Origin of the sequence: Pseudomonas sp. BIGb0381, from assembly GCF_024809815.1 — a bacterium.
Classification (GTDB): domain Bacteria; phylum Pseudomonadota; class Gammaproteobacteria; order Pseudomonadales; family Pseudomonadaceae; genus Aquipseudomonas.
In genome coordinates, this window is sequence record NZ_JANUEN010000010.1 from 203,135 (window position 1) to 229,304 (window position 26,170).

Consider the following 26,170-nt stretch of genomic DNA (forward strand, 5'->3'; position numbering starts at 1 on the left):
TACCCTATGTAGCGGTGATCCTCAGAATGCCCCTCCTACCTGTCTTTGTATTCTTGATAGGCTTGGCGCTCTTCATCACTCGAAACAAATACCGCTTCCAACGCAACCAGCCCCTTCATCCACTCCTGCGTGCCCCCACCATGAACCTCGCCCCCAACTTCCCCGAAGACCCCGTGATGCAGCAACTTCTGCAACTGCTGCACGAAGAAATCGGCCTGCCGAAACACAAGACCATCCGCCTGCAAACCTCACTCAATTTCGACCTGGGCTGTGACGGCAGTGAAGCCAAGCAACTAATGGAAGCGCTGGAGCAGGAATTCGCCCTCGACCTGGGCGACTACGACACTTATCGTTACTTCAACCCACCGGTCTTTGACGTGTTCCTTAAACGTCGGGCCAAGGGGCATGCCGACAAGGTCCCGCTGACCATCGGCATGCTCTACCTGGCCATCAAGACTCACAGCTGGGACACACAAACGCTGGAGAACCTCAGCTGAGCGAACACCGGCCCGAGGCACACCGCAGATCCCATGTGGGAGGGGGCTTGCTCCCGATAGCGGTGTATCAGCCAGCCGATCGATGACTGACACCCGGCTATAGCGAGCAAGCCCCTCCCACATTGGATCTGCGCTAACCTGGCAAGCCGCGCTCAAAACAACAAGGACCTTACATGGACGTAACAATGGGCCTGCTGGCCGCCCTGCTCTGGGGTGGTACGGATTTCCTCGTGGGTCTCAACGCCCGAGCCGTGGGCGTCAAGCGCGCGGTGTATTTCGGCCAGGCCCTCGGCTTCGTGATCATGACCCTGCTGCTGGCCATCTTCCCGGCCCTGCTGTTCAAGTCCCTTAACGCCTCGCTGAGCGTCTGGCTGCTGGGCATTGCCGCCGCACTGTTCACCGTCTCCGGCGCCCTTGCCCTGTCCAAGGCCTTCGCCCTGGGCAAAGCCGCCATCGTGGCGCCACTGGTGACGTCCTACGGCGTCGTCACCACCCTGCTATCCTGGGCCAGCGGCGAACACATGAGCCTGATCCAACTCGCCTGCATCGCCCTGTGCGTCATCGGCGTGATCCTTTCCAGCCTCCACAAGGACAATGGCATCCCGCACAACAGTTCAAACCGCTCCATCGTCTACGCCATGCTTGCCGCCTTGCTATACGGCACCAGTTTCTGGCTGCAAGGTCGCTACACGCTACCTGCGCTGGGGCCGATCACCATGCTCTGGCTCGGCTATCTGGTAGGGCTGTGCGTGCTGGTGTTGATGGTGCTGAAGATCAAGGACGGCCTGAAGATTCCGCCGCTGAAAAACTGCGCCACTCTGACAGGGGCAAGCCTGATGAACCTGGGTGGATTTTCGGCGTTTTCGTGGGGAGCGATGGCGGGGTCGGTGTCGGTGGTGACGGTGATCAGTACGTTATCAGGGGGGATTGCGGCGATTCTGGGGTTTGTGTTTTTCAAGGAACGGTTGTCGGCGGTGCAAGTGCAGGGAGTTGTGCTGGTGCTGGTCGGGGCGGTGGTCCTGCATATCGTCGACTAACCTTTCACGCACAAAAAAGCCGCCCACAAGGGGCGGCTTTTTAACAGCGACCGAATCTTACAACTTCGGACCCGCAGCCTTGATCGCATCACTCACTTCAAACTTCTTGAAGTTCTCGATGAACAGGCCAGCCAGCGCCTTCGCCGCTTCATCGTAAGCCGCCTTGTCAGCCCAGGTGTTACGTGGGTTCAACAGGCCGGTCTCAACGCCCGGTACGGCCAATGGCACGTCGAGGTTGATGGTGTCGAGGTGTTCGGTTTCAGCACCGATCAACGCGCCGCTCTGGATCGCTGCGATCACGCCGCGAGTGGTCGGGATGTTGAAGCGCTTGCCAACGCCGTAGCCGCCGCCGGTCCAGCCGGTGTTGACCAGGTAGACCTTGGAACCGAAGCCGCGGATGCGCTTGATCAGCAGCTCTGCGTATTCACCAGCCGGGCGTGGGAAGAACGGTGCGCCGAAGCAGGTGGAGAAGGTCGACTTGATGCCGCTGCCCGAACCCATTTCGGTCGAGCCCACCAGTGCGGTGTAGCCGGACAGGAAGTGGTAGGCCGCTTGTTCTTCGCTGAGGATGGACACGGGCGGCAGTACGCCGGTCAAGTCGCAGGTCAGGAAGATCACCGCGTTTGGCTCGCCACCCAGGTTCTTCTCGGAACGCTTGGCAACGTGCTCCAGCGGGTAGGCGGCGCGGCTGTTCTGGGTCAGGCTGACGTCGGCATAGTCGGCGTGCTTGGCGTCGTCGATCACGACGTTTTCCAGCACGGCGCCGTGCTTGATGGCTTTCCAGATAACCGGTTCGTTCTTCTCGGACAGGTCGATGCACTTGGCATAGCAACCGCCTTCGATGTTGAACACCACGCCTTCGCCCCAGCCGTGTTCGTCGTCACCGATCAGGTAACGGCTTTCGTCGGCGGACAGGGTGGTCTTGCCGGTGCCCGACAGACCGAAGAACAGGGTCACGTCGCCTGCTTCGCCAATGTTGGCGGCGCAGTGCATCGGCAGTACGTCGGAAGCCGGCAGCAGGTAGTTCTGCACCGAAAACATGGCTTTCTTCATTTCACCGGCGTAGCGCATGCCGGCGATCAGCACTTTTTTCTGCGCGAAGTTGAGGATCACGCAACCGTCGGAGTTGGTGCCGTCACGCTCCGGCACGCACTCGAAGTTGGCTACGTTGAGCACTTGCCACTCGTCACGACCGGCCGGGTTGTACTGGGCAGGGTTGATGAACAGGCAACGACCGAACAGGTTCTGCCAGGCAGTCTGGGTGGTCATTTTCACGGCCAGGTAGTGGTCTTCGGAAGCCCCTACGTGAACGTGGGAAACGAAATGCTCTTGCGCGTTATTGAACGCCTCGACGCGTGCCCACAGGGCATCGAACTTGTCGGCCGGGAACTTGCGGTTGATCGGGCCCCAGGCGATGGAATCCTGGGTAGAAGGCTCTTCAACGATGAAACGGTCGACTGGCGAACGGCCGGTACGGTGACCGGTTTCGACGACCAGCGCGCCGGTATCGGCAAGCACGCCTTCACCGCGCTGCAGGGCTTCTTTGACCAGATCGTCAACACTCAGATCGGTGTATACGGCGTTATTGGCTTGCGTCATGAGGTTCCCCGTCGGCCTGTGGCCGAGTGCTCCAAACGTTTTGTAGTAGAAAGTTGCGCACTACTACCGCGAAAAAAGTGGGCCGGATTATGCCAGAAAAGCCCAAAAAGAGTAGGGCCCTCCCGTCAGAACGCCTCTAATCCGGCATTTGACAGGTGATTTACCTGTGCTTAAACGTTTTAGTGGCGGGTGTCGGAAGGCGTGTCGATACCTGCGCCAGCGAACAATTGCGCTACATCGGCAGCGTCGAACAGGTAGCGCTCGTTGCAGAACTGGCAGTCGATCTCGATATTTCCACCGTGTTCCACCACCAGGTTCTGCGCATCTTCCAGGCCCAGGCTGACCAGGGCGTTCCCTGAACGCTCACGGGAGCAGCTGCAGTGGAAGTGCAGAGTCTGCGCGTCAAACAGGCGCACGGGGTCTTCGTGGTAAAGGCGGTGCAGGATGGTTTCGTTGTCCAGGCCCAGCAGTTCTTCGGCTTTCAGGGTATCGGCCAAGGCAATGCAGTGCCGCCAGCTTTCAGCGCGATCTTCGTCGTCCTTGATACGGTCGGCCGGCAGTTGTTGCAGCAACATGCCACGGGCGCGCTTGCCGTCGGCGTTGAGCCAGAACTTGGTACCCACTTGCTGGGACATCACGAAATAGTTGGTGAAGCATTCCGACAGCGTTTTGCCGTCGAGGTCGACGATGCCCTGGTAACGCTGGCCTACGGTCGGGTCGACGGTGAGCGCCAGGACGCCGTTAGGCATCAGCTCGGCCAGGGTGGCGTCCGGGGCAATCTGGTCGTCTTCATAACGGGCCAGGCCGCGGATTTCGCGCTCGCTTGAGCACTCGATCATCAACAGCGGAATCGGCCCTTCGGATCGGGCCTGCAGGATCAGCAAACCGTCGAACTTCATGGTGCCTACCAGCAACGCAGCAGCTGCCATCAGCTCACCGAGCAGTTGTGCGACCGGCTCCGGATAGGGGTGCTTGGCGAGGACTTCGGCGTAGCTGCGCTCCAACGAAACCATTTCGCCGCGGGCGTCGCTCTCGTCGAAGATGAAGCGTTGGGTGAAGTCGGTATCCGGTAGATCAGTCATAGGTCTGGGTATCTGAATTGATGACAAATTGGTTACAAGGTTTATAAAATTAAACGCTTTAGCACCATCTTGGTGCGGCTTTCTCCTGGAAACAGAGAGCTTATATAGAGCGAAGAGGGACAGTTTATGAACAATCCGGGTTTGTTCCAAGCCAAGTGGAACCTCCGGCGATGGGCTCTGTGCAATCTACTCGCTATCGGGCTGCTGTGTTTTTGGCTGTGGCCCACGGGACAGATGCTGTGTGTGATTTTCGACGAGTGGCTGTTTCACCTTCTCAACGACCCGCTGGCGAGCAACGCAACATGGCTGCACGTATGGGCCGTGGCCAGTTTGCGGCCGTTTGATGCAGTGGTCGGGGTGATCCTGCTGATGCTGCTGATTCGTGGCGACTGGGTGTTCGAGGCCGTGCAGGTCCGCCAGGCACTGTTAGGTTTTGTCGGCATTTTGTTGCTCCTGCTGTTTATCCGCATGCTGTTTTCCAAACTCGCGGCGCAGATGGGTTGGCAACACAGTAGCCCGTCGATGGTCATCGCCGGGGCTATCCAGATGAGTGACTATTTCCCGGGGTTGGAGAGGACCTGGGAACTGAAGGACCGCTCAAGCCAAAGCTTTCCGGGGGATCACGCCTCGGTGTTGCTGATCTGGGCAATGTTCATGACCGTGTTCGCCAAGCGCGTCGGCCAGGTGCTAGTGATCTGGGGCCTGGCGCTGTTGTTCATGATGCCGCGGCTGGTGGCGGGCGCACATTGGGGGCAGGACGATTACATCGGCGGTGTGTTGCTGGCGCTGTTGGCGTTGGGCTGGGGGTATTACACGCCGTTTGCGGCGAAGGTGTCGGGCGCTTTGTTACAAGTGACGATGCCGATCTTCGGGCTACTCGGCAAGCTGCCGGTGATCGGTGGATTGAGCGTCGTGCGCACATCCCCTTAACGCTGCAGGCCAAATGTTGGAGGGGGCTTGCCCCCTCCAACACTTGAATGGGCCGCTGCGCAATCAGTCATCATTGCCACTACCGCGAAACTTGAACAGGTCGCGGCGCTGTTTCTTGCTCGGCTTGCCATCGGTGGTCATCCCCGTGGCGCCCGCCTTGCGCATGGCTGCCGCATTTTCGCGCCTGGCAATGCTCGCTTCGGTTTCGGTGTACAGCGCCTGTGCTTCGGGGGCGCCACGGCGCACGATGGAAAGTGCCTGCACCACGACAGTCTTTTCGTCAAAACCTATCCGAATCTGCAACTCATCACCGACACGTGGCTCTTTGCCCGGTTTACAGCGCTCGCCTCGATGATGCACTTTGCCACTCTCAATCGCGGCCTTGGCCAAGGCACGGGTTTTAAAGAAACGCGCCGCCCACAGCCACTTGTCCAGACGGACCTTTTCTTCCTCTTCCTGCTTTTGAGCCACTTGAATTCCTCGCTCTGACAAATGTCGCAACTGTAACGTTGAAACCCTTCGACGCATAAACCTCAAGGCTCACCTAAGATACGCCAGGTAGCACCCTGTTTTCGCGAGGATACGCCGTGACCGACTTTCCCACTTCACTCACCTCGCCTGACCAGCGTTGCGCAGGCTGCCAGCAAAGCGAACCCCTGGGTTTCGATTTTGCTTTCGCCTACCAGCCTATCGTAGACCTTCGGGACCATTCGATTTATGCCCACGAAGCCTTGGTGCGCGGTACACAGGGCGAAGGGGCGATATCGGTGCTGGAGAAGGTCAATAACAGCAACCGCTACCGCTTCGACCAGCGCTGCCGCACCCAGGCGATCGCCGGTGCTGCAGCCTTGGGGATGCAAACCCGCCTATCCATCAACTTCATGCCCAATGCCGTGTACCGTCCGGAGTTGTGCATCCGAAGCACCCTTGAGGCGGCTCGCGCGCACAATTTTCCGCTGGACCAACTGATTTTCGAGACGCTGGAAAGCGAGCATGTAGATAACTATCGCCATTTGACGAATATTCTGCGTGAATACCGCGAGTTCGGCTTCAAGACCGCCATCGACGACTTCGGCGCGGGCTATTCGGGGCTGAATCTGCTGGCCGATTTCCAACCTGACCTGATCAAACTCGACATGGCACTGATCCGCGATGTCGACCAGGATCGTGTCCGTCAGGTGATCGTCCAGGGAATTGTCACAATCTGTGAGCAGTTGAACGTTACTGTCATCGCCGAAGGCATCGAAAGTGCCGGCGAGCGCGACTTTCTGTCTGACTGTGGAATATTTCTGATGCAAGGCTACTGGTTCGCCAAGCCTGCATTCAAAGCCCTGGCCGAGGTTTCACCGAAAGCCTGGGCGAATTGATCGGTTACCCATAATTGAAGACATTTGACCATTTGACCGTTGTAGGTCTGCGTGAGTGGGTGGCACTTCCCGACTTGGGAGTGGCGGGCCTGCGCGCCAAGATCGACACAGGTGCCAGCACCTCCAGCCTGCATGCCACCGATATCGAGCCTTTTGAGCGCGACGGTGAGAAATGGGTGCGCTTTACCGCGCACCTGGGCAGCGTTGTGCAACTGCGTCACCGCCGCTGCGAGGCGCCCCTGGTGACGATGAAAACCATCAAGAGCTCCAATGGCCATGCGCAGGTGCGCTACGTGATCAGCACCACCCTGGCGCTGGGTGATCGGGTATGGCGAGTGGAGTTCACCCTGGCCTGTCGCAAAGCCATGCGTTACCGCCTGTTACTGGGTTCCAAGGCGCTGATTGACGGCCATCTGGTGGTCAATCCCGGCGTCAAGTACGTTCAAGACAAGCCGGTGTTCCCGGTCTCTACTATTTCTGCCCCAGGTGCTGCATGAAGATTGCTGTGCTGTCGCGAAACCCGCGTCTGTATTCCACCCGCCGCCTGGTCGAGGCCGGCACCGAACGTGGCCATGAAATGGTAGTGATCGACACGTTGCGTGCCTATATGAACATTGCCAGCCACAAGCCGCAGATCCACTATCGCGGCAAGCCCCTCGAAGGGTTTGATGCGGTGATCCCGCGTATTGGCGCCTCGGTGACGTTCTATGGCTGCGCCGTGTTGCGCCAGTTCGAAATGATGGGGGTTTTCCCCCTCAATGAATCCGTGGCCATTGCACGTTCGCGGGATAAATTACGCTCATTGCAACTGCTCTCGCGGCGGGGCATCGGCCTGCCGGTCACTGGCTTTGCACACTCCCCCGACGACATTCCCGACCTGATCGAAATGGTCAACGGCGCGCCGCTGGTGATCAAGGTGCTGGAAGGCACCCAGGGCATCGGTGTAGTACTGTGTGAAACCGCGACCGCAGCGGAATCCGTGATCGAGGCGTTCATGGGCCTCAAGCAGAACATCATGGTCCAGGAGTACATCAAGGAAGCCGGCGGTGCGGATATTCGCTGCTTCGTGGTGGGCGACAAGGTGATCGCAGCCATGAAGCGTCAGGCCAAGCCCGGAGAGTTCCGCTCCAACCTGCACCGCGGCGGCAGCGCCAGCCTGATCAAGATCACACCTGAAGAACGCATGACCGCGTTGCGAGCGGCCAAGGTCATGGGGTTGGCCGTGGCGGGTGTGGATATCCTGCGCTCCAATCACGGCCCGCTGGTGATGGAGGTGAACTCGTCGCCGGGCCTGGAAGGGATCGAGACCACCACAGGGAAGGATGTGGCGGGGATCATCATTCAGCATCTGGAGAAGAATGGTGGACCGAATATGACCAGGACCAAAGGCAAGGGTTAGAGACGCGGCGTTAGCTTCAAGCTATAAGCTGCAAGAAAGGGCAAAAGCTGCCTGCCTTTCTCTTGCGGCTTTAAGCTTGAAACTTGCAGCTGTTTCTATACCGCATCTCTTGGCAGCATCAGCCCAAGCGGCAAGCGCACCCGCGCTTCCAGGCCACCGTCTTCGCGGTTACGCAACTCGACATTTCCGCCGTGCATCGAAGCAATCCGCCGCACGATCGCCAGCCCCAGACCGGTCCCCTTGCCACCCCGGGCACGGTCGCCACGGGTGAAGGGGTTGAAGATACCCTCCAGCTCGTCCGGATCGATGCCCGCCCCCCGGTCCATTACACTCAGCACCACGTACGGCGCGGCACTGTCGCCGGACACATACGCAGCCACTTCCACATCCGAACCGGCATGGTGCAAAGCGTTGCCGATCAGATTGTTGAGAAGGCGCTTCATCGACACCCGACGCAACGCAAACGGCTGGATCGGTTCAAGGCGCATGCGCACTTGCTCGCCATTCTGGTTGTAGGGCGCGACAACCTCACGCACCAGGTCCGTGAGATCGACTTCCTCCACCACCTCGTCACGTCCATCGCGGATAAACGCCAGGAACTGGTCGAGAATCGCGTCCATGTCTTCGATGTCGCGAACCATGTCGTCGGTGAGGTCGCTATGGTTGCCCATCAGCTCCAGGGACAGGCGCAATCGCGTCAATGGCGTGCGCAAGTCATGGGACACCCCCGCCAGCATCAGCTCGCGTTCGCGCCCGGCCTGTTCGACATCCTCCGCCATCTGGTTGAAGGCGCCATACACCTCGGTCATTTCACTGGGCGTATCGCTGACCGGCAGGCGCACGCTGCGCCCCTGGCCCAGTTGGCGGGCGGCAAATACCAGGCGTTTAAGCGGTTGGTTAAGCTGACGAACGAAAATCCACGCGGACGCGGTGGAAAGCAAGCCGATAGCCAGGAACCAGCCCAACACGTTCCAGATCTTCTGCCCCCGCAAAGGATGCGGATACAGCGGAACCTTGATCCAAGCATCGCCAAGGCTCGGCGCCCTCACCCACAGCGCAGGTGAAACATGCATGCGCAAGCGCACCTCGGTGTCCTCGCCCAGCTCGGCCTGCATCTGGCGTTGGTAGATCTCGCTGTAGGGCCAATGCTGCTCACCCTCGGGCACACCCGCCCCGTCAACGCGGGTCAACGTCGACGCCTTGGCTACTTTTTCCCGGTTCTCAGGGTCTACAGCCCAGTAACCACGCAGCGTCAGGGCGACACCATGGCTGTACTGCCGGTCCACCAGCACGTCTTCGTTCATCAGCAGATAAACCAGTGTCAACGCCTTGGAAAACAGCACGACGATCAGCACCAGCCAAAGGGTGCGGGAGAAGAAACTTTGCGGGAACCACAGAGGGGTTTTCATAGAAGACAGCTGGACACCTTGCAGGAACGAGCGGCGCTCGCAGAATTGCAGACGCCGGGCATCCCGTCGACCCTCATGGAGTCAAACGCCAGGATGCCCGCCCTGCAAATCATCGGTCACTTCGTGGCGGTGCCATCCGGCACAAACACATAACCCACACCCCATACCGTCTGGATATACCGAGGCTTCGACGGGTCCGGCTCGATCATCCGGCGCAGACGGGAAATCTGCACGTCGATGGAGCGCTCCAGGGCGTCCCATTCGCGACCGCGGGCCAGGTTCATCAGTTTGTCGCGGGTCAGCGGCTGACGCGCGTTCATCACCAGGGCCTTGAGCACGGCGAATTCACCGGTGGTGAGCATGTGCACTTCGTCGCCACGCTTGAGTTCGCGGGTCGCCAGCGACAGTTCGTAGTCGCCAAAGGTAACGCTTTCGTCTTCGCTGCCTGGCGCGCCCGGTACCGGCGGTGCCTGACGACGCAACACGGCTTTGACCCGCGCCATCAACTCGTCAGGGTTGAAGGGCTTGGCCAGGTAGTCATCAGCGCCCAGCTCGAGGCCCTTGATGCGGCTCAGCTCATCGCCCTTGGCGGTAAGCATGATGATTGGAATCTGGTTGTTCGCGCCGCGCAGGCGCTTGCAGGCGGTTAGGCCGTCTTCGCCGGGCAGCATCAGGTCGAGTACGACCAGGTTGAATACTTCGCGCCCCAGGAGACGGTCCATCTGCTCGGTGTTCGGCACCGCGCGGGCACGATAGCCCTTGGAGTTGAAGAAACGCTCCAGCAGGCTGCTCAGCCCCGGATCGTCATCAACGATGAGAATTTTTTCGCCTTCAGCAGTTTGTGCAGTGCTGCTCATTGGATGCTCCTCTTATCTCGGCGCGCATTATGGCGTAGCTGCCGTTATACGCACCGTGTGCATTGTTAGCAGATTTTTCCTCTGCTGCCAGCGAACCCGCCCCTTCCAACCATTGGCGCAGTACCCCCCAAGGGCAGAACGCTGGTTATAATGCGGCGCCTTCGTGCAGGGCAACGTCAGATCGTTGCCGTTTAATACCGGGCTTTTTTCACCCGTTTGTCGTGATTTTTTCGATTTCGAGGGTCAATAGGCTGCCTCTTGACCCAGGTAGCGGCGCCAGTCGGGCCGCTCAACCAGCCGCGCAAGGCCTTGTTTTTTGGGCCAGCGGGCTGCTTTTCAGAATTTCAGGTGGTTTTATGGACAGCATCAACAGCCGCATCGCCGAAGAGCTCGGTGTACGCCCACAACAGGTCGAAGCGGCCGTCGCTCTACTGGATGAAGGCTCCACGGTGCCCTTCATCGCCCGTTACCGGAAAGAAGTGACCGGCAGCCTCGACGACATCCAACTGCGGCACCTGGAAGAACGCCTGCGCTACCTGCGAGAACTCGACGAACGGCGTATCAGCATCCTCGCCAGCATCGAGGAACAGGGCAAGTTGACCCCGCAGCTGGAACGCGACATCAAGCTCGCCGACACCAAGACCCGCCTCGAAGACCTTTACCTGCCGTACAAACAGAAGCGCCGCACCAAGGGCCAGATCGCCCTGGAAGCCGGCCTGGGCGAACTGGCCGACGGCCTGTTCAACGACCCGTCGCTGACCCCGGACACCGAAGCCGCACGCTTCGTCAACGCTGAAAAAGGCGTTGCCGACGTCAAGGCCGCCCTCGAAGGCGCCAAGTACATCCTGATGGAGCGCTTCGCCGAAGACGCCAACCTGCTGGAAAAACTGCGCAACTATCTGAAACAGGAAGCCACCCTCAGCGCCCGCGTCATCGTCGGCAAAGAGGAAGAAGGCGCCAAGTTCCGCGACTACTTCGAACACGACGAACCGCTGAAAAGCATGCCGTCCCACCGTGCGCTGGCGATTTTCCGCGGTCGCAACGAAGGCATCCTCAGCTCCGCACTCAAAGTCGGCGACGAACTGCCGGGCACCATGCACCCGTGCGAAGGCATGATCGGGCAACAATTCGGTATCCAGAATCAGAATCGTCCTGCGGACAAGTGGCTCGGTGAAGTCGTGCGCTGGACCTGGAAGGTCAAGCTCTACACCCACCTGGAAACCGACCTGCTCGGCGAGTTGCGCGACGGCGCCGAAACCGAAGCGATCAACGTATTTGCCCACAACCTGCACGACCTGTTGCTGGCCGCCCCGGCCGGCCCGCGCGCCACCCTGGGCCTCGACCCGGGCCTGCGCACCGGCTGCAAGGTCGCCGTGGTGGATGCCACCGGCAAGCTGCTGGACCACGCCACCGTGTACCCACACGTGCCGCACAACAAGTGGGACCAGACCCTCGCCATCCTGGCCGCCCTGTGCGCCAAGCATTCGGTGGACCTGATCGCCATCGGCAACGGCACTGCCAGCCGTGAAACCGACAAGCTGGCCGCCGAACTGATCAAAAAATACCCAGCCATGAAGATGACCAAGGTGATGGTCTCCGAAGCCGGTGCTTCGGTGTACTCGGCATCGGAACTGGCGTCCAAGGAATTCCCGGACCTCGACGTGTCGATCCGTGGCGCGGTGTCCATTGCCCGTCGCCTGCAGGACCCGCTGGCCGAACTGGTTAAAATCGATCCTAAATCCATTGGCGTCGGCCAGTACCAGCACGACGTGTCGCAGCTGAAACTGGCGCGCGGCCTGGATGCGGTGGTGGAAGACTGCGTAAACGCCGTGGGCGTGGACGTGAACACTGCCTCCGTGGCGTTGCTGGCGCGCATCTCCGGCCTCAATGCCACCCTGGCGCAGAATATCGTCACTCATCGCGACGAAAACGGTGCGTTCAAAACCCGTGCCGCGCTGAAAAAAGTCGCACGCCTGGGTGAAAAAACCTTCGAGCAAGCCGCCGGCTTCCTACGCGTGATGAACGGCGACAACCCGCTGGATTCGTCAGCCGTTCACCCGGAAGCCTATCCGTTGGTGCAACGCATCGCCGCCGAAACCGGTCGCGACATTCGTTCGCTGATCGGCGACGCCGCGTTCCTCAAGCGCCTGGATCCGAAGAAGTACACTGACGAAACCTTCGGCGTACCGACCATCACCGACATCCTGCAAGAGCTGGAAAAACCTGGCCGCGATCCGCGTCCCGAGTTCAAGACCGCCGAGTTCCAGGACGGCGTGGAAGACCTCAAGGACCTGCAACTGGGCATGATCCTCGAAGGCGTGGTCACCAACGTGACCAACTTCGGCGCGTTTGTGGACATCGGCGTGCATCAGGACGGTTTGGTGCACATTTCTGCGCTTTCGGAGAAGTTCATCAAAGATCCGCGCGAAGCGGTGAAAGCCGGTGATGTGGTCAAGGTCAAGGTCATGGAAGTCGACATCCCGCGCAAACGCGTTGGCCTATCGATGCGCATGGGCGACACCCCAGGCGAAAAAATCGACGGCGCCCGTGGTGCACGTCCTGGCTCGGCACCGCGCCAGTCGCAGAACCGCTCTGAAAACAGTCAACCGCGCAAGGAAACCGCTACCGCAGCGCCAAGCAACAACGCCATGGCCTCGCTGTTCGCCAACGCCAAGCAGTTGAAGAAACGCTGATGGAAATACCCGCCGGCTTGACCCAGAGCGCGTTCAGCGAACTGATCGGCTGCCGCCTGCAACGCCTCGAAGAAGGCGTTGCCGAAGTGGCCCTGACCCTGGAGCCGCACCTGCGCAACCGCGCGGGCAAGCTTCATGGCGGGGCGATATTCAGCCTGGTGGACATCACCATGGGGCTGGCCTGTTCCAGCGCCCATGGGTTTGACCAGCAGAGCGCCACCATCGAATGCAAGATCAACTACATCCGCGCCGTGGAAGACGGTGACGTGCTGTGCACCAGCCGCGTGATTCACGCCGGTCGGCGCACACTGGTGGTCGAAGCCGATGTGTATCAGGACGAAAGACTTGTCGCAAAAGCACAGGGCACGTTCGCTGTCCTATAGCTCCAAGCCCTCGATTTGAGTTAATTTCGGCGCTGCGATAACAGCGTCGGAATTTTCTTGCTGCGCTATAGCCCAATTCATGGAGTGAAGTAGGCTTTTTTAACGCGGGTCAAATCGACTCAAAACCAGGCGATCACGCCAGTTTCAACTTCACCCTTGTAGACCGTCCTGCCCACCCCCATATTGGGGCGACTGACGCGTGAAGGAATCCAACTTGAGCGAACTTCTCAACCGCCGCCTGGCCCTGCTCGGCAAGCGCGAACACCTCTCCCTGCTAGAACAGTGCTTGCACGGCATCGAGCGTGAATGCCTACGTGTCACCGGTGACGGTCGCCTGGCGCAAACGCCGCACCCCGAAGCCCTGGGCGCCGCGTTGACCCATGAACAGATCACCACCGACTACTCGGAATCGCTGCTGGAGTTCATTACTCCGGCCCTGCCCAACCCGGCCGATACCCTGAGCAGCCTGGACAAGATCCATCGCTTTGCCTACACCAAGCTCGGCAGTGAGTACCTGTGGAGCCCCTCGATGCCGTGCCCGTTGCCGGCCGAGGAAGACATTCCGATTGCCTACTACGGCACCTCCAATATCGGACAGCTCAAGTACGTGTACCGCAAGGGCCTGGCCCTGCGTTACGGCAAGACCATGCAGTGCATCGCCGGCATCCACTACAACTTTTCCCTGCCGGAACCGTTGTGGCCGCTGCTCAAGGAGACTGAAGGCTTCGTCGGCACCGACCGCGACTATCAGTCCACCGCCTATATCGCGCTGATCCGCAACTTCCGCCGCTACAGCTGGCTGCTGATGTACCTGTTCGGTGCCTCGCCGGCCCTGGACGCGGGTTTCCTGCGTGGTCGCTCGCACCAACTGGAAGTACTCGACGCCGACACCCTGTACCTGCCGTACGCCACCAGCCTGCGCATGAGCGACCTGGGTTACCAGAGCAACGCCCAGGCCGGCCTGACGCCGTGCTACAACGACCTGGCCAGCTACACCGACAGCCTGCGCGAAGCAGTGGCAACGCCCTACGCGCCCTATGTCGAAATCGGTACCCACAAGGACGGTGAGTGGGTACAGCTCAACACCAACATCCTGCAGATCGAAAACGAGTACTACTCCAACATCCGCCCCAAGCGCGTGACCTATACCGGCGAGCGGCCGATCCAGGCGCTGATGGCCCGTGGCATCCAGTACATCGAAGTGCGCTGCCTGGACATCAACCCGTTCCTGCCGATGGGCATCGACCTGCCAGAGTCGCGTTTCCTCGACGCATTCCTGCTGTACTGCGCGCTGAACGACAGCCCGCTGTTCGCCGACAACGAGTGCGGCAACGCCACGTCCAACTTCCTCAGCGTGGTCAAGGAAGGCCGGCGCCCGGGCCTGCAATTGCAGCGCAAGGGCCAGGCCGTGGACATGAAGGAATGGGCTACGGAGCTGCTGGAGAAGATTGCCCCGCTGGCTGCGCTGCTGGATGAAAGCCACGGCATCACCGAACACAGCCAGGCGCTGGACGCCCAGTTGGCCAAGGTCAAGGACCCGTCCCTGACCCCTTCGGCGCAGGTATTGGCGGCGATGGCCGAGCGCAAAGAGAGTTTTGCGCAGTTCTCCCTGCATCAGAGCGAGGTGCATGCCGAGTATTTCCGCCGCGAGCCGTTGCCGGCTGAGGAACAAGCACGCTTTGAAGAGCGGGCGCGCACATCGCTGGCACAGCAGGCGGAGCTGGAGCAGAACGAAGTGGGCGACTTTGATGTGTTTGTCGGGTCGTACCAGGCGAGCATTCTGGCGATCAGTAACTAAGACCGAACTCGGTCCATTGTGGGAGGGGGCTTGCCCCCGATTGCACTGGGTCAGTCAACCCATCACTGACTGATCTACCGCCATCGGGGGCAAGCCCCCTCCCACATTTGCCCGCAATCAAGCTCAAGATTCGCTTCAACCTTCCGCCCATAAGCTAATTCGAAAATGTTATTTATTTTCGAATTCTTAGATCATTTAGTCTCCTCACACGCCGACCCTCGGCCGCCTGATTGAGGAGCTTCCCCTTGAAACTGTTAACCCCTCTGCGCCTCCTGGCCGCGTTGTCCCTGGCCGGTGCCAGCCTGTTTGCCCAGGCGGCGGATGTGACCATCGCTTACCAGACCACCGTAGACCCGGCCAAAGTTGCCCAGGCCGACGGTGCGTACGAAAAAGCCACTAACGCCAAGATCGACTGGCGCAAATTCGACAATGGCGCCGACATCATCGCCGCCATTGCCTCCGGCGACGTGCAGATCGGCTACCTCGGTTCCAGCCCGCTGACCGCTGCGATCACCCGTAAAGTGCCGGTGGAAACCTTCCTGGTTGCCACTCAGATCGGCGGTGCCGAAGCCCTGGTGGCGCGCAACGGTTCCGGGATCAACGGCCCTCAGGACCTGATCGGCAAGAAGGTCGCCGTGCCCTTCGTTTCCACCGGCCACTACAGCCTGTTGGCCGCGCTGAAGCACTGGAACATTGACCCGTCGAAAGTGACCATCCTCAACCTCGCCCCGCCGGCGATCATCGCGGCCTGGAAGCGCGGTGACATCGACGCCACTTACGTATGGGACCCAGCACTGGGCGTGGCCAAGGAAAACGGCAAGGTGCTGATCACCTCCGGCGAGCTGGCCAAGTTCGGCGCGCCGACCTTCGATGCCTGGATCGTGCGCAAGGAATTCGCCGAGAAGCACCCGGAAATCGTCACAGCCTTCGCCAAAGTCACTCTGGATGCCTACGCCGCGTACCGCAAAGACCCACAAGCCTGGCTCGCCGAAAAAGGCAACGTCGACAAACTGGTGAAGCTCTCCGGCGCCAAAGCCAGTGACATCCCGCTGTTGCTGCAAGGCAACGTCTACCCGCTGGCCGCTGACCAGGTGACCCTGCTGGGCGCACCGACCACCAAGGCCGTGACCGATACCGCTGCGTTCCTCAAGGAACAAGGCAAGGTCGACGCCGTGCTGCCGGACTACGCCCCTTACGTCAGCGCCAAGTTCATCACCCACTGATCCAGGAGTTCATCGCGATGGCCTTGCTACAGCTGGAGCGCATCAGCGCACAGTACCCAGGCGTCACAGAACCGGTGCTGTTCGACATTTCACTCGACCTGGGGCCCCAGCAATTGCTGGTGGCCCTGGGTCCGTCCGGCAGTGGTAAGACTTCGCTGTTGAACCTGATTGCCGGCTTTGTCGAGCCTTCTGCCGGGCGCATCACCCTCGATGGCGTACCGGTCAAAGGCCCCAGCGCCGAACGCGGCGTGGTGTTCCAGGACGACGCGCTGCTGCCCTGGCAGGACGTGTTGGCCAATGTCGGTTTCGGCCTGGAACTGGCCGGCGTGCCCAAGGCGCAGCGTGAAGTGCGTGCCAGGGAAATGCTCGCGCTGGTGGACCTCGCCGGCTTCGACAATCGCCGCATCTGGCAACTCTCCGGCGGCCAGAAGCAACGCGTCGGCCTGGCTCGCGCCTTGGCCGCCGACCCGCGCGTGCTGCTGATGGACGAACCCTTCGGCGCCCTCGATGCCTTCACCCGCGAACAGATGCAGGAACTGTTGCTGCAAGTCTGGCGACGCACGGCCAAGCCGGTGTTCCTGATTACCCATGACATCGAAGAAGCGGTGTTCCTCGCCACCGACCTGATCCTGTTGGCGCCCAACCCGGGGCAGATCGTCGAGCGTCTGCACCTGGACTTCGGCCAGCGCTACGCGGCCGGCGAGTCGGCGCGGGCGATCAAGTCCGACCCGCGCTTTATCGAAACCCGTGAGCACGTGCTGGGCAAAGTGTTCTCGCAACGGCAGGTGTCCGCATGAGCAGCTACGAACTCACCGCCACCGCTGCCAATCCGGTGGCGCACGCGGTTATCCCGGTGCGGCGCAGCCTGAGCACGCGCTGGATCAGCCTGTTGAGCCTGATCGCCTTGCTGGCCCTCTGGTGGGCCGTCACCGCCACGGGCCTGATCGAACCGTTGTTCCTGCCACCGCCCTCCGCCGTGCTGCAAAAAGGCTGGCTGCTGGCGACTGCGGGCTATATGGATTCCACCTTGTGGCAGCACCTGGGCGCGAGCCTCAGCCGGATCGGCCTGGGCCTGGGCTTCGCGGTGCTGACCGCCGTGCCGGTGGGGATTGCCATCGGTTCCAACCGCATCGCCCGCGGCATTCTCGACCCGCTGATCGAGTTTTACCGGCCAATTCCGCCCCTGGCTTATCTGCCGTTGATCGTGATCTGGTGCGGTATCGGCGAGCTGTCCAAGGTGCTGCTGATTTACCTCGCGATCTTTGCGCCCATCGCCATCGCGACCGCGACCGGCGTACGCACCGTCGACCCGGCCAAGCTGCGTGCGGCGCAGTCGCTGGGCGCCACCCGTGCCCAACTGATTCGCCATGTGATCCTGCCGAGCGCCCTGCCCGACATCCTCACCGGTGTGCGCATCGGCCTGGGTGTGGGCTGGTCGACCCTGGTCGCCGCCGAACTGATCGCGGCCACCAGCGGCCTGGGTTTCATGGTGCAGTCGGCGGCGCAGTTCCTGGTCACCGATGTGGTGGTGCTGGGGATCCTGGTGATCGCCCTGATCGCCTTCGCCATGGAAATGGGCCTGCGCGCCCTGCAGCGTAAGTTAGTGCCTTGGCATGGCCAGGCACATTGAGTGAGAACCCCATGAGCAGCCTGACCGTTACCCCCTTGAGCACCGCCTTGGGCGCCCAGATCAGTGGCGTCGATATCACCCAGCCGCTGAGCGCCGAACACCGCGATGCCATCGAGCAGGCGTTACTCACCCACTCGGTGCTGTTCTTCCGTGGCCAGCCGATCACCCCGCAGCAGCAGGCGCGGTTCGCGGCGAACTTCGGCGACCTGCATATCCACCCGATCTACCCCAACGTGCCGGAACAGCCCGAAGTGCTGATCCTCGACACCGCCGTCACCGACGTGCGCGACAACGCCGTGTGGCACACCGACGTGACCTTCCTGCCCACCCCGGCGCTCGGCGCGGTACTCAGCGCCAAGCTGTTGCCAGCGTTTGGTGGCGATACGCTGTGGGCCAGTGGCATCGCGGCGTATGAGGCGTTGTCCGCGCCGTTGAAGCGGTTGCTCGATGGGCTGACGGCCACCCACGACTTCACCAAATCCTTTCCGCTGGGACGCTTTGGCAACACCGCCGAAGACCTGGCGCGCTGGGAAGAAACCCGCAGGAAAAACCCACCGCTGTCGCACCCGGTAGTGCGCACGCATCCGGTCAGCGGGCGTAAGTCGCTGTTTGTCAGTGATGGGTTCACCACCAGGATCAATGAGCTGGAGCCAGCGGAGAGCGAAGCGATCCTGAAGCTGCTGTTCGCCCACGCGACACGGCCGGAATTCACCCTCCGCTGGCGCTGGCAGGAGAACGACGTGGCCTTCTGGGATAACCGCGTGACCCAACATTACGCGGTGGATGACTACCGGCCGCAACGGCGGGTGATGCATCGGGCGACAATTCTTGGGGATGTGCCGTTCTAAACCACACTGCAAATCAAATGTGGGAGGGGGCTTGCCCCCTCTCACATTGACCCAGTGGTGTCAGGTTATTCAGCGCTGGATGGCTTTTCCCACAAGTTGATTCCACCCTCCTGCGCAAACCGATCGATCTCCGCCAGTTCTTCCGCACTGAAGCTCAAGTTCTTCAACGCGCCGACGTTTTCGATGATCTGCTCCGGCCGGCTGGCGCCGATCAGCGCGCTGGTCACCCGTGGGTCGCGCAAGGTCCAGGCGAGCGCCAATTGCGCCAGGCTTTGACCACGGCGCTGGGCGATTTCGTTCAGCGCACGTACGTGGGCGATGTTGGCTTCCGACAGGTGCTTGGCCTGCAACGAACCACCCCCCGGACGGTTAACCCGTGCGTCGGCCGGCACGCCGTTGAGGTACTTGTCGGTGAGCAAGCCCTGGGCCAGCGGCGTGAAGGCAATCACGCCGGCGCCGAGTTCTTCGGTGGTGTCCAGCAGGTCTTTTTCTACCCAGCGGTTAAGCAGGTTGTAGGCCGGTTGGTGGATCAGCAGCGGCACTTTCCACTCTTTGAGCAGCGCGGCGATTTCGCGGGTTTTCACCCCGGAGTAAGACGAGATACCGATGTACAACGCCTTGCCCTGTTGCACGGCGGTGGCGAGGGCGCTGGCGGTTTCTTCCAGGGGTGTGTCGGCATCAAAACGGTGGGAGTAGAAAATATCCACGTAGTCGACGCCCAGGCGTTGCAGGCTCTGGTCCAGGCTTGCCAGCACGTATTTGCGTGAGCCGCCGCCCTGGCCGTAAGGGCCCGGCCACATATCCCAGCCAGCCTTGCTGGAGATGATCAGTTCGTCGCGGTAGTGCTTGAAGTCTTCGCGCAGCAGGCGACCGAAGTTGATCTCGGCGCTGCCATAGGGTGGGCCGTAGTTGTTGGCCAGGTCGAAGTGGTTGATGCCCAGGTCGAACGCGGTGCGCAGCAGGGCGCGCTGGGTGTCGATCGGGGTGCTGTCGCCAAAGTTGTGCCACAGCCCCAGGGACAGTGCCGGCAGCACTAATCCACTGCGGCCTACGCGGCGATACGGGATAGATTCATAGCGGTTTTCGGCAGCAATGTAAGTCATCGAATCCTCTCTTGGACGTAGGCAAATAAGGCCTGGGAATAACGATATTCCCAGGCCTTTTAACCAGCTGAATCGCTTAAGTCTGCCCTTCCGTTTTACAGCAATTTCCTACCAGAGTGGAACGACATAGCTGACATAGAAGCGGTTTTCATCCTGCACGGTGGCGCCGGTAATGTCCGGGCTGGCGTGGGCATTTTTCCAGGTCACGCCAAGGCCTTTGAGGGTACCAGTGGGCACTTGATACGCCACGGCCACGTTTCGCTCCCATTCGCTGGTGGTGCCCTGGGCGGTGCGGATGTCATCGCCGTGGGCGTAGGCAGCGGAGAACGTCAGGCCGTTGAGACCGAGTTTGCCCAAATCATATTTGTACTGCGCCAGCCAGGTACGTTCGCCGGCATGCTGGAATTTGTTCAGCTGCATGTTGGTCAGTGCCGGGGTGTCGGCACCCGAGCCTGGGCCTTGTCGAGCGTCACCGCTGTTGAGGCCGGAATCCAGGTACGGGAAGTCGCTGTCGCCGCTGTTTTTCTGGAGGCCCAGGCCGACGGTATGGCCGTCCAGGCTGTAGCTTTCCAGCAGACTGACGGTGGACTGGTTGATGCGGCCCTTGTTTACGCCGTCGCCGTACAGGCCCGCGGCGGCAAAGTCCTTGTCGCCGTCGGCGTTGCCGCCCACACCCAGGCTGCGGAACACGCGTACGTCGGTATCGATCGCACCGACCGACAAGGCGTCATGGCGCTTGGCGCCGAGGAAGAACTGCTGGTAGTAATCCTCAAGGTTGGAGTACCACAGGCTGACAGTGGTGTTCTGTATGCCGGTGTAGTCCGCACCGCCAAACAGGAAGCGGTCACTTTCTTTGGTCCCACCGGCGGTGATCATGCCCTGGTCGCCGGTTTCGTTGCGGATCTTGGTCTTGAAAATATCACCGCCGGTGAAGGTGAAGTCGCTGAGGTCCTTGGACACCAGTTGCACACCGGTGTTGGTCTGCTGGTACAGGCGCCCGTCGGTGTTGGCCAGCACCGGGTTGTTGCCGTACAGCGTGCCGACGCGCAGCTCATCCTTGGCAAAGCGCATCTTGAAGGTCGGGCTGAGCACGCCGAACTGGTCGGCGGATTTGCCGTTATCAAGCGGGAACATGCTGCCGGGATAGCGACCCTGGTGATCCTTGTCGTTGAGGTCGCCGCCGGAATCCAGTTTCAAGCCATAGAACGCCTGCAGATCCAGGCCGAAGCCCACCGGCCCCTCGGTGTAGCCGGACTTGAAGTTGAACTCGAAACCCTGGCCCCAATCCCGAATGCTATGGGCCTTGGCATTGCTGCCGACCACGTCACGTCCCTGCTGGTTGAGATAGCGGTTGAGCAGGGTCACGTCGGCGTGGCTGTCATCGATAAAATCCGCATGGGCGGACAGCATAAAGCTCGCCATGGCGGCTCCCACCACAGGGCTTAAAAACGTCTTCATGGGTACCGGTCTCCGTCACTGTTCTGAAATGAAAGCGTCAAACGCTTCACACAATTACGCAGTGACCAGATGACAGTTACGCGTCAAAACAGCGCCTTGACGGATGAAATTAAGTTTAAGAAAGCCCCGTAGAACGGGGCTTTGCGGGGAGTTTAGCGTCAGCGCACCAAGTGCAGGAACTGCAGGTGGCGCTCGTACTGGTCGAGGATGTCGTTGATGATCTGCTCCTTGGTGTAGCCCACCAGGTCGTAGTCCTGACTGCCCTCGCTCAAGTGCACTTCCGCCCGGTAGTAGCGACGATTGTTGAGCTGTTTGGAACCCATGCCACCGCGTGCAAATGAGGGAGTGAAATAGCCGCGCATCTGCACCTGGTACACGAACGGATGCTCTTCGCCGTGACCGATTTCCAGGCTGACGCTGTCGTTGGACGGGTCGGGCTGGGTCACGACGTTGAGGCCTTTTTCGACAAACACCGCCGTCACTTCTTCAATCGCCGGACGCACCGTGGTCTCAAGGAACCGGTACACCTCATCCCGCGACGGGAAATGCACGGCCTGGCTCAAACGCTGGCGCCAACCGCCGGTGCCTTTGCGTGAGCCCGACACCGGCGCCAGCGAATGCAACTGGGCGATCTGCTTTTGCGACTCGAGGTAGAAAGCCTTGTGCAGCCCCCACATCATCAGCAGCAGGATCAGCGAGAACGGCAGCGAGGTCAGCACCACCGCCGATTTCAGCGAATCGATGCTGCCGGCAAACAGCAGCGCACTGGTGACCAGTGCCGTCATCGCGCCCCAGAACACCCGCAGCCATTTCGGTCCGTCTTCGTCGGCATTGCCGCCCTTGGACGACAGGGTAGAGAGCACCACGGTGCCGGAGTCGGCCGACGTGACGAAGAACACGAAGCTGATAAACACCGTGACCGCGATCACGGTTTTGCTCCACGGGTAGGTTTCCAGCAGCAGGTAAAGGCTCATCGATGGGTCATCGATGGCCGACTGACCGAGTGCGGTCATGCCGTGGTTGAGCACCTGGTCGATGGCGCTGTTGCCGAAAATCGACATCCACGCCAGGGTGAAGCCCAGCGGGATCAGCAGCACGCCGAACACGAATTCGCGGATGGTCCGGCCACGGGAAATGCGTGCGATAAACAGGCCCACGAACGGCGACCATGCGATCCACCAGGCCCAGTAGAACACCGTCCAGCCGCCCAGCCAGTCGCTCGGTTTGTCGTAGGCGTACACATCGAAACTCTTGGTCGGCAATGCGCCCAGGTAGTCACCGATGTTCTGGATCAGGGTGTTGAGCAAGTGCTGGGTGGGCCCGGCGAACAACACGAACAGCAGCAGCGCGCAGGCCAGCAGCATGTTGATGTCGGACATCACCCGCACGCCCTTGTCGACGCCGGCGACGGCGACCAGAATCGCCGCGCCCATCATCAAGGTGATCAAGCCGACCTGGATCCACTGGGTGTGGGCAATGCCGAACAGGTAGTCGAGGCCGGAATTGAGGTGCAGCACGCCGAAGCCCATGTCGGCACCAAGGCCGAACACCGTGGCAATGATGCCGAAGCCATCGACCGCATAGCCGATAGGGCCGTTGATGCGCTTGCCGATCAGCGGGTACAGCGCCGAGCGCAACGCCAGCGGCAGGTTATGCCGGTAGGCGAAATACGCCAGCGCCATGCCGACAAAGGCAAACACGCCCCAGCCGTGCAGGCCCCAGTGCAGGAACAGCACCTGCATGGCCTGGCGTGCAGCGTCGGCATTCATGGCCTCGCCCTGGGGCGGTTGCACCAGGTGCGTCAGCGGTTCGGACACGCAGAAGAAGAACAGCGTGATGCTGATCCCGGCGGCGAACAGCATGCCGGCCCAGGACAGGTAACTGAATTCGGGCTCGTCGTGGTCGGCACCGAGTTTTATCTTGCCGTAGCCCGATAGCGCGGTGACCACCACGAAGACCAGATACAGGGTCATCGCCAGCATGTAGTACCAGCCGACCGTGTTGGCCGCCCAGTTTTGCGCCGCCAGCAGCCAGGCACCGGCCTGTTGCGGGATAGCGATGACAATGATGCCGAACAGCAAAATGAAGGTTGCGGCGAAGTAGAAAACCGGCGCATTCATGCGCACCAGGCCGCTGGATGGGGTAGACGATGCACTCATGAACGGTGCACCCCGAGGGTGAGGGATGTGGCTGTATAAAACGGACTCAGCAAAGGTAAGCCTCCTGTTGTGAGCGGGCAGCGAACCACCGGGTTTAACTTGAACAAGCGTTCAAGTTAAACATAAATAGGCGGTTTGGGACTAATCGCAGGGCTGAGTGGTATGACGGGTGAGCAAAGGAAATCGTTCAGCGACTGCTGAATGAAATACGGCCTCCGCGTGGAATGCCGTCAAACTGTGGGAGGGGGCTTGCTCCCGATAGCGGTCTGTCAGTCACAGATGCACTGGCTGAACCACCGCCATCGGGAGCAAGCCCCCTCCCACAGGTGACCGGTGCAGGTTGTCTACTTCTGCGCCCCATCATCATGCTGCAAATTCGCCTGCGTAATATTCGCCCCCGCCGGCACACTGCGCGTCAGCCATACATTGCCGCCAATGGTCGACCCCTTGCCGATGGTGATGCGCCCGAGGATCGTCGCCCCGGCATAGATCACCACGTCATCCTCGACAATCGGATGGCGCGCATGGCCCTTCTGCAGTTGCCCATCCTCATCCGCCGGGAAGCGCTTGGCCCCCAACGTGACCGCCTGATAGATGCGCACCCGCTCGCCGATGATCGCGGTTTCGCCGATCACCACGCCCGTCCCGTGGTCGATAAAGAAGCTCGGGCCGATCTGCGCGCCGGGGTGAATATCGATACCGGTGGCCGAGTGGGCGATTTCTGCGCTGATCCGCGCCAGCAGCGGCAAGCCGGCGCGGTACAGGTGGTGGGCCAGGCGATGGTGAATCACCGCGAGAATCCCCGGGTAGCACAGCAGCACTTCATCCACACTGCGTGCGGCCGGGTCGCCGTGGTAGGCGGCGAGTACGTCGGTATCCAGCAGGCTGCGCAGGGATGGCAAGGCCAGGGCGAAATCCTGGATCAGCCGGATGGCATGGGCGTCGATCTGGCTGTCATCCTGGCCGCCCTGGCGCGCGGCATAACGCAACTCCAGACGCGCCTGGGCCAGCAAGGCATTCAGCGCGACGTCGAGGGTATGGCCGACGTAGAAATCTTCACTCTCTTCACGCAAGTCCGCCGGCCCCAGGCGCATCGGAAACAGCGCACCACACAGGGCTTCGAGAATCTGCGCAACGGCTTCCCGGGAGGGCAATTCACGGCCGCCATGCTCGCCGCTCAAACGGCCATTGCGCGTTCGCCACTGGTCACGGGCGTCGCGCAGTTGGCTGACGATGGTCTGTAATTGCCAATGGCTGGAACGCTCACTCACGGTATTCACTCCTGACGTAATGGCCATCACTTTACGGTATGCACCCTGGCCGCCCTTAAGAACCAATGGTGTGATGCTAAGAACCATCGGGCATAAGCGATTGACGGTTGCCCGATGAAAAGTGCCTGCCTATAGTCCCTCCATCCCTTAGCCACCGTGCGTAGCCATGATCAAGCAACAGCTCGACCGTTTTAACCGCCTGGAACTGCTCGGCGGTGCCACCGCCCTGGAAAAACTCGAACGGCTGTCGACCTGGTTGGGACGCGACATCTACGTCAAGCGCGACGACACCACGCCACTGGCCATGGGTGGCAACAAGCTGCGCAAACTCGAATACCTGGCAGCCGATGCCATCGCTCAGGGCGCCGATACCCTGGTGACCGCCGGCGCGATCCAATCCAACCACGTACGCCAGACCGCCGCCCTCGCCGCCAAGCTCGGCCTGGGCTGCGTCGCCCTGCTGGAAAACCCCACCGGCACCGAAGACCCCAACTACCTGGGCAACGGCAACCGCCTGCTGCTGGAGCTGTTCGACGCCAAGGTAGAGTTGGTGGAAAACCTCGACAACGTCGACGACCAACTCAACGCCCTCGCCGATCGCCTGCGCAGCAACGGCAAGAAGCCGTACCTGGTGCCCATCGGCGGCTCCAATGCCCTCGGCGCCCTCGGTTATGTGCGCGCCGGGCTGGAGCTGGCCGGGCAGATCGAAGACAGCGGCATCGAATTCGCCGCCGTGGTGCTGGCCTCCGGCAGCGCCGGTACCCACAGCGGCCTGGCCCTGGCCTTGAGTGAAGTACTGCCGCAACTGCCCGTGATCGGCATCACCGTATCGCGCACCGAAGAAGCGCAGTTTCCGAAAGTACAGGGCCTGGCCGAACGCACGGCCGAGTTGCTGGGTGTGGACATCCCCGACGCGTTCAAGGTGATCCTGTGGGATGAATATTTCGGCCCCCGTTATGGCGAACCGAACGCCGGCACCCTTTCAGCGGTCAAGCTATTGGCGAGCCAGGAAGGCCTGCTGCTGGACCCGGTCTACACTGGCAAGGCCATGGCCGGCTTGCTCGACGGTATCGGCCGCCAGCGCTTTGAAGATGGCCCGATTATTTTCCTGCATACCGGTGGGGCACCGGCGTTGTTTGCCTATGACTCGGTTTTCAACTGAATAAACGCGGGCTAAATGTGGGAGGGGCTTGCCCCCGATAGCAGAGTGTCAGCCAGCTCACCTGTTACTGATACACCGCTATCGGGGGCAAGCCCCCTCCCACATTAGACTCAACACATATTCAAAAATAGAATATCAATTAAGATTTATATTGTTTTCAAGTCTTAAACCCCGGCTTTATCATCGCGCCGTAGACGAAGACGCGCTACGCGCTTTAAGGCAGGATACGACTACTGCGTCACCTGCTTCGCTCAACATAAAAAAC

The 26,170-nt window shown here is 60.7% G+C and carries 23 protein-coding genes; 14 read left to right on the top strand and 9 right to left on the bottom strand.

Annotated elements, in window-relative coordinates; genetic code table 11:
- The first annotated feature begins 140 nt into the window (after positions 1-140).
- A complete protein-coding gene (locus M2397_RS24225; RefSeq protein WP_131696971.1) occupies positions 141-497 on the top strand; it encodes a DUF1493 family protein in 357 nt (118 codons plus the stop codon).
- Positions 498-670: 173 nt separating this feature from the next.
- Complete coding sequence (locus M2397_RS24230) at positions 671-1,534, top strand: DMT family transporter (protein WP_259244611.1); 864 nt, start codon at positions 671-673, stop codon at positions 1,532-1,534.
- A 57-nt stretch (positions 1,535-1,591) separates the two neighbouring features.
- Here the strand turns inward: M2397_RS24230 and M2397_RS24235 are convergent, their stop codons facing one another.
- Both M2397_RS24235 and hslO read right to left on the bottom strand, forming a co-directional pair.
- The gene (locus tag M2397_RS24235; protein WP_131696972.1) at positions 1,592-3,133 is read right to left on the bottom strand and encodes a phosphoenolpyruvate carboxykinase; all 1,542 of its coding nucleotides are present in this window, start codon (positions 3,131-3,133) and stop codon (positions 1,592-1,594) included.
- Positions 3,134-3,312: 179 nt separating this feature from the next.
- Positions 3,313-4,215, bottom strand: coding sequence for an Hsp33 family molecular chaperone HslO (hslO, locus tag M2397_RS24240; RefSeq protein WP_145335811.1), 903 nt, complete (start codon positions 4,213-4,215; stop codon positions 3,313-3,315).
- A gap of 126 nt (positions 4,216-4,341) precedes the next feature.
- Between hslO and M2397_RS24245 the strand changes: the two genes are divergently transcribed.
- Positions 4,342-5,145 (top strand): phosphatase PAP2 family protein, encoded by an 804-nt coding sequence (locus tag M2397_RS24245; protein ID WP_145335809.1) that lies wholly within the window; start codon positions 4,342-4,344, stop codon positions 5,143-5,145.
- A gap of 63 nt (positions 5,146-5,208) precedes the next feature.
- Here the strand turns inward: M2397_RS24245 and M2397_RS24250 are convergent, their stop codons facing one another.
- Positions 5,209-5,616, bottom strand: a complete 408-nt coding sequence (locus M2397_RS24250; RefSeq protein ID WP_131696975.1) for an RNA-binding S4 domain-containing protein — start codon at positions 5,614-5,616, stop codon at positions 5,209-5,211.
- A 116-nt stretch (positions 5,617-5,732) separates the two neighbouring features.
- Between M2397_RS24250 and M2397_RS24255 the strand changes: the two genes are divergently transcribed.
- From M2397_RS24255 to rimK, 3 genes are read left to right on the top strand one after another with little or no spacing between them, the layout of a single operon-like run.
- Positions 5,733-6,512 (top strand): EAL domain-containing protein, encoded by a 780-nt coding sequence (locus tag M2397_RS24255; RefSeq protein WP_145335807.1) that lies wholly within the window; start codon positions 5,733-5,735, stop codon positions 6,510-6,512.
- Between the two features lie 32 nt (positions 6,513-6,544).
- Complete coding sequence (locus M2397_RS24260; RefSeq protein WP_174245656.1) at positions 6,545-7,009, top strand: ATP-dependent zinc protease; 465 nt, start codon at positions 6,545-6,547, stop codon at positions 7,007-7,009.
- Positions 7,006-7,911: a 30S ribosomal protein S6--L-glutamate ligase gene (rimK, locus tag M2397_RS24265; protein ID WP_003171022.1), complete on the top strand. Its 906-nt coding sequence runs from the start codon at positions 7,006-7,008 to the stop codon at positions 7,909-7,911. Before M2397_RS24260 ends, rimK begins: the two co-directional genes overlap by 4 nt.
- A 95-nt stretch (positions 7,912-8,006) precedes the next feature.
- Here rimK and M2397_RS24270 read toward each other — a convergent pair whose 3' ends face one another.
- Together M2397_RS24270 and ompR are read right to left on the bottom strand one after the other, a co-directional pair.
- Entirely contained in the window at positions 8,007-9,320 is a 1,314-nt protein-coding gene (locus tag M2397_RS24270; RefSeq protein WP_115487864.1) for an ATP-binding protein, read from the bottom strand.
- 116 nt (positions 9,321-9,436) lie between these two features.
- Positions 9,437-10,177, bottom strand: coding sequence for a two-component system response regulator OmpR (gene ompR, locus M2397_RS24275; RefSeq protein WP_015373500.1), 741 nt, complete (start codon positions 10,175-10,177; stop codon positions 9,437-9,439).
- A 356-nt stretch (positions 10,178-10,533) separates the two neighbouring features.
- Here ompR and M2397_RS24280 point away from each other — a divergent pair, with 356 nt between their 5' ends.
- From M2397_RS24280 to tauD, 7 genes are all read left to right on the top strand, one after another.
- A complete protein-coding gene (locus M2397_RS24280) occupies positions 10,534-12,870 on the top strand; it encodes a Tex family protein (RefSeq protein WP_259244614.1) in 2,337 nt (778 codons plus the stop codon).
- Positions 12,870-13,253, top strand: coding sequence for a PaaI family thioesterase (locus tag M2397_RS24285; protein ID WP_065925818.1), 384 nt, complete (start codon positions 12,870-12,872; stop codon positions 13,251-13,253). The genes M2397_RS24280 and M2397_RS24285 overlap by 1 nt, the downstream gene beginning before the upstream one ends.
- A gap of 214 nt (positions 13,254-13,467) precedes the next feature.
- On the top strand, positions 13,468-15,051 hold the full coding sequence (gene gshA / locus M2397_RS24290) for a glutamate--cysteine ligase (RefSeq protein WP_131696978.1): 1,584 nt from the start codon (positions 13,468-13,470) through the stop codon (positions 15,049-15,051).
- Positions 15,052-15,296: 245 nt separating this feature from the next.
- Positions 15,297-16,274, top strand: a complete 978-nt coding sequence (gene tauA, locus M2397_RS24295) for a taurine ABC transporter substrate-binding protein (RefSeq protein ID WP_145335798.1) — start codon at positions 15,297-15,299, stop codon at positions 16,272-16,274.
- A 17-nt stretch (positions 16,275-16,291) separates the two neighbouring features.
- Positions 16,292-17,071, top strand: coding sequence for a taurine ABC transporter ATP-binding subunit (gene tauB / locus M2397_RS24300; RefSeq protein WP_259244615.1), 780 nt, complete (start codon positions 16,292-16,294; stop codon positions 17,069-17,071).
- Complete coding sequence (gene tauC / locus M2397_RS24305; protein WP_259244616.1) at positions 17,068-17,904, top strand: taurine ABC transporter permease TauC; 837 nt, start codon at positions 17,068-17,070, stop codon at positions 17,902-17,904. Before tauB ends, tauC begins: the two co-directional genes overlap by 4 nt.
- An 11-nt stretch (positions 17,905-17,915) precedes the next feature.
- On the top strand, positions 17,916-18,752 hold the full coding sequence (tauD, locus tag M2397_RS24310; protein WP_259244617.1) for a taurine dioxygenase: 837 nt from the start codon (positions 17,916-17,918) through the stop codon (positions 18,750-18,752).
- 65 nt (positions 18,753-18,817) lie between these two features.
- Here tauD and mgrA read toward each other — a convergent pair whose 3' ends face one another.
- The 4 genes from mgrA to epsC all read right to left on the bottom strand — a co-directional run bounded on the left by mgrA (position 18,818) and on the right by epsC (position 24,743).
- Positions 18,818-19,855 (bottom strand): L-glyceraldehyde 3-phosphate reductase, encoded by a 1,038-nt coding sequence (mgrA, locus tag M2397_RS24315; protein ID WP_053140257.1) that lies wholly within the window; start codon positions 19,853-19,855, stop codon positions 18,818-18,820.
- 108 nt (positions 19,856-19,963) lie between these two features.
- Positions 19,964-21,313 (bottom strand): OprD family porin, encoded by a 1,350-nt coding sequence (locus M2397_RS24320; RefSeq protein ID WP_259244618.1) that lies wholly within the window; start codon positions 21,311-21,313, stop codon positions 19,964-19,966.
- A gap of 158 nt (positions 21,314-21,471) precedes the next feature.
- Positions 21,472-23,433 (bottom strand): choline transporter BetT, encoded by a 1,962-nt coding sequence (betT, locus tag M2397_RS24325; protein WP_167656032.1) that lies wholly within the window; start codon positions 23,431-23,433, stop codon positions 21,472-21,474.
- Positions 23,434-23,816: 383 nt separating this feature from the next.
- Positions 23,817-24,743 (bottom strand): serine O-acetyltransferase EpsC, encoded by a 927-nt coding sequence (gene epsC, locus M2397_RS24330; RefSeq protein ID WP_145335788.1) that lies wholly within the window; start codon positions 24,741-24,743, stop codon positions 23,817-23,819.
- Between the two features lie 166 nt (positions 24,744-24,909).
- Here epsC and M2397_RS24335 point away from each other — a divergent pair, with 166 nt between their 5' ends.
- A complete protein-coding gene (locus M2397_RS24335; RefSeq protein ID WP_259244619.1) occupies positions 24,910-25,905 on the top strand; it encodes a D-cysteine desulfhydrase in 996 nt (331 codons plus the stop codon).
- Positions 25,906-26,170 lie beyond the last annotated feature (265 nt).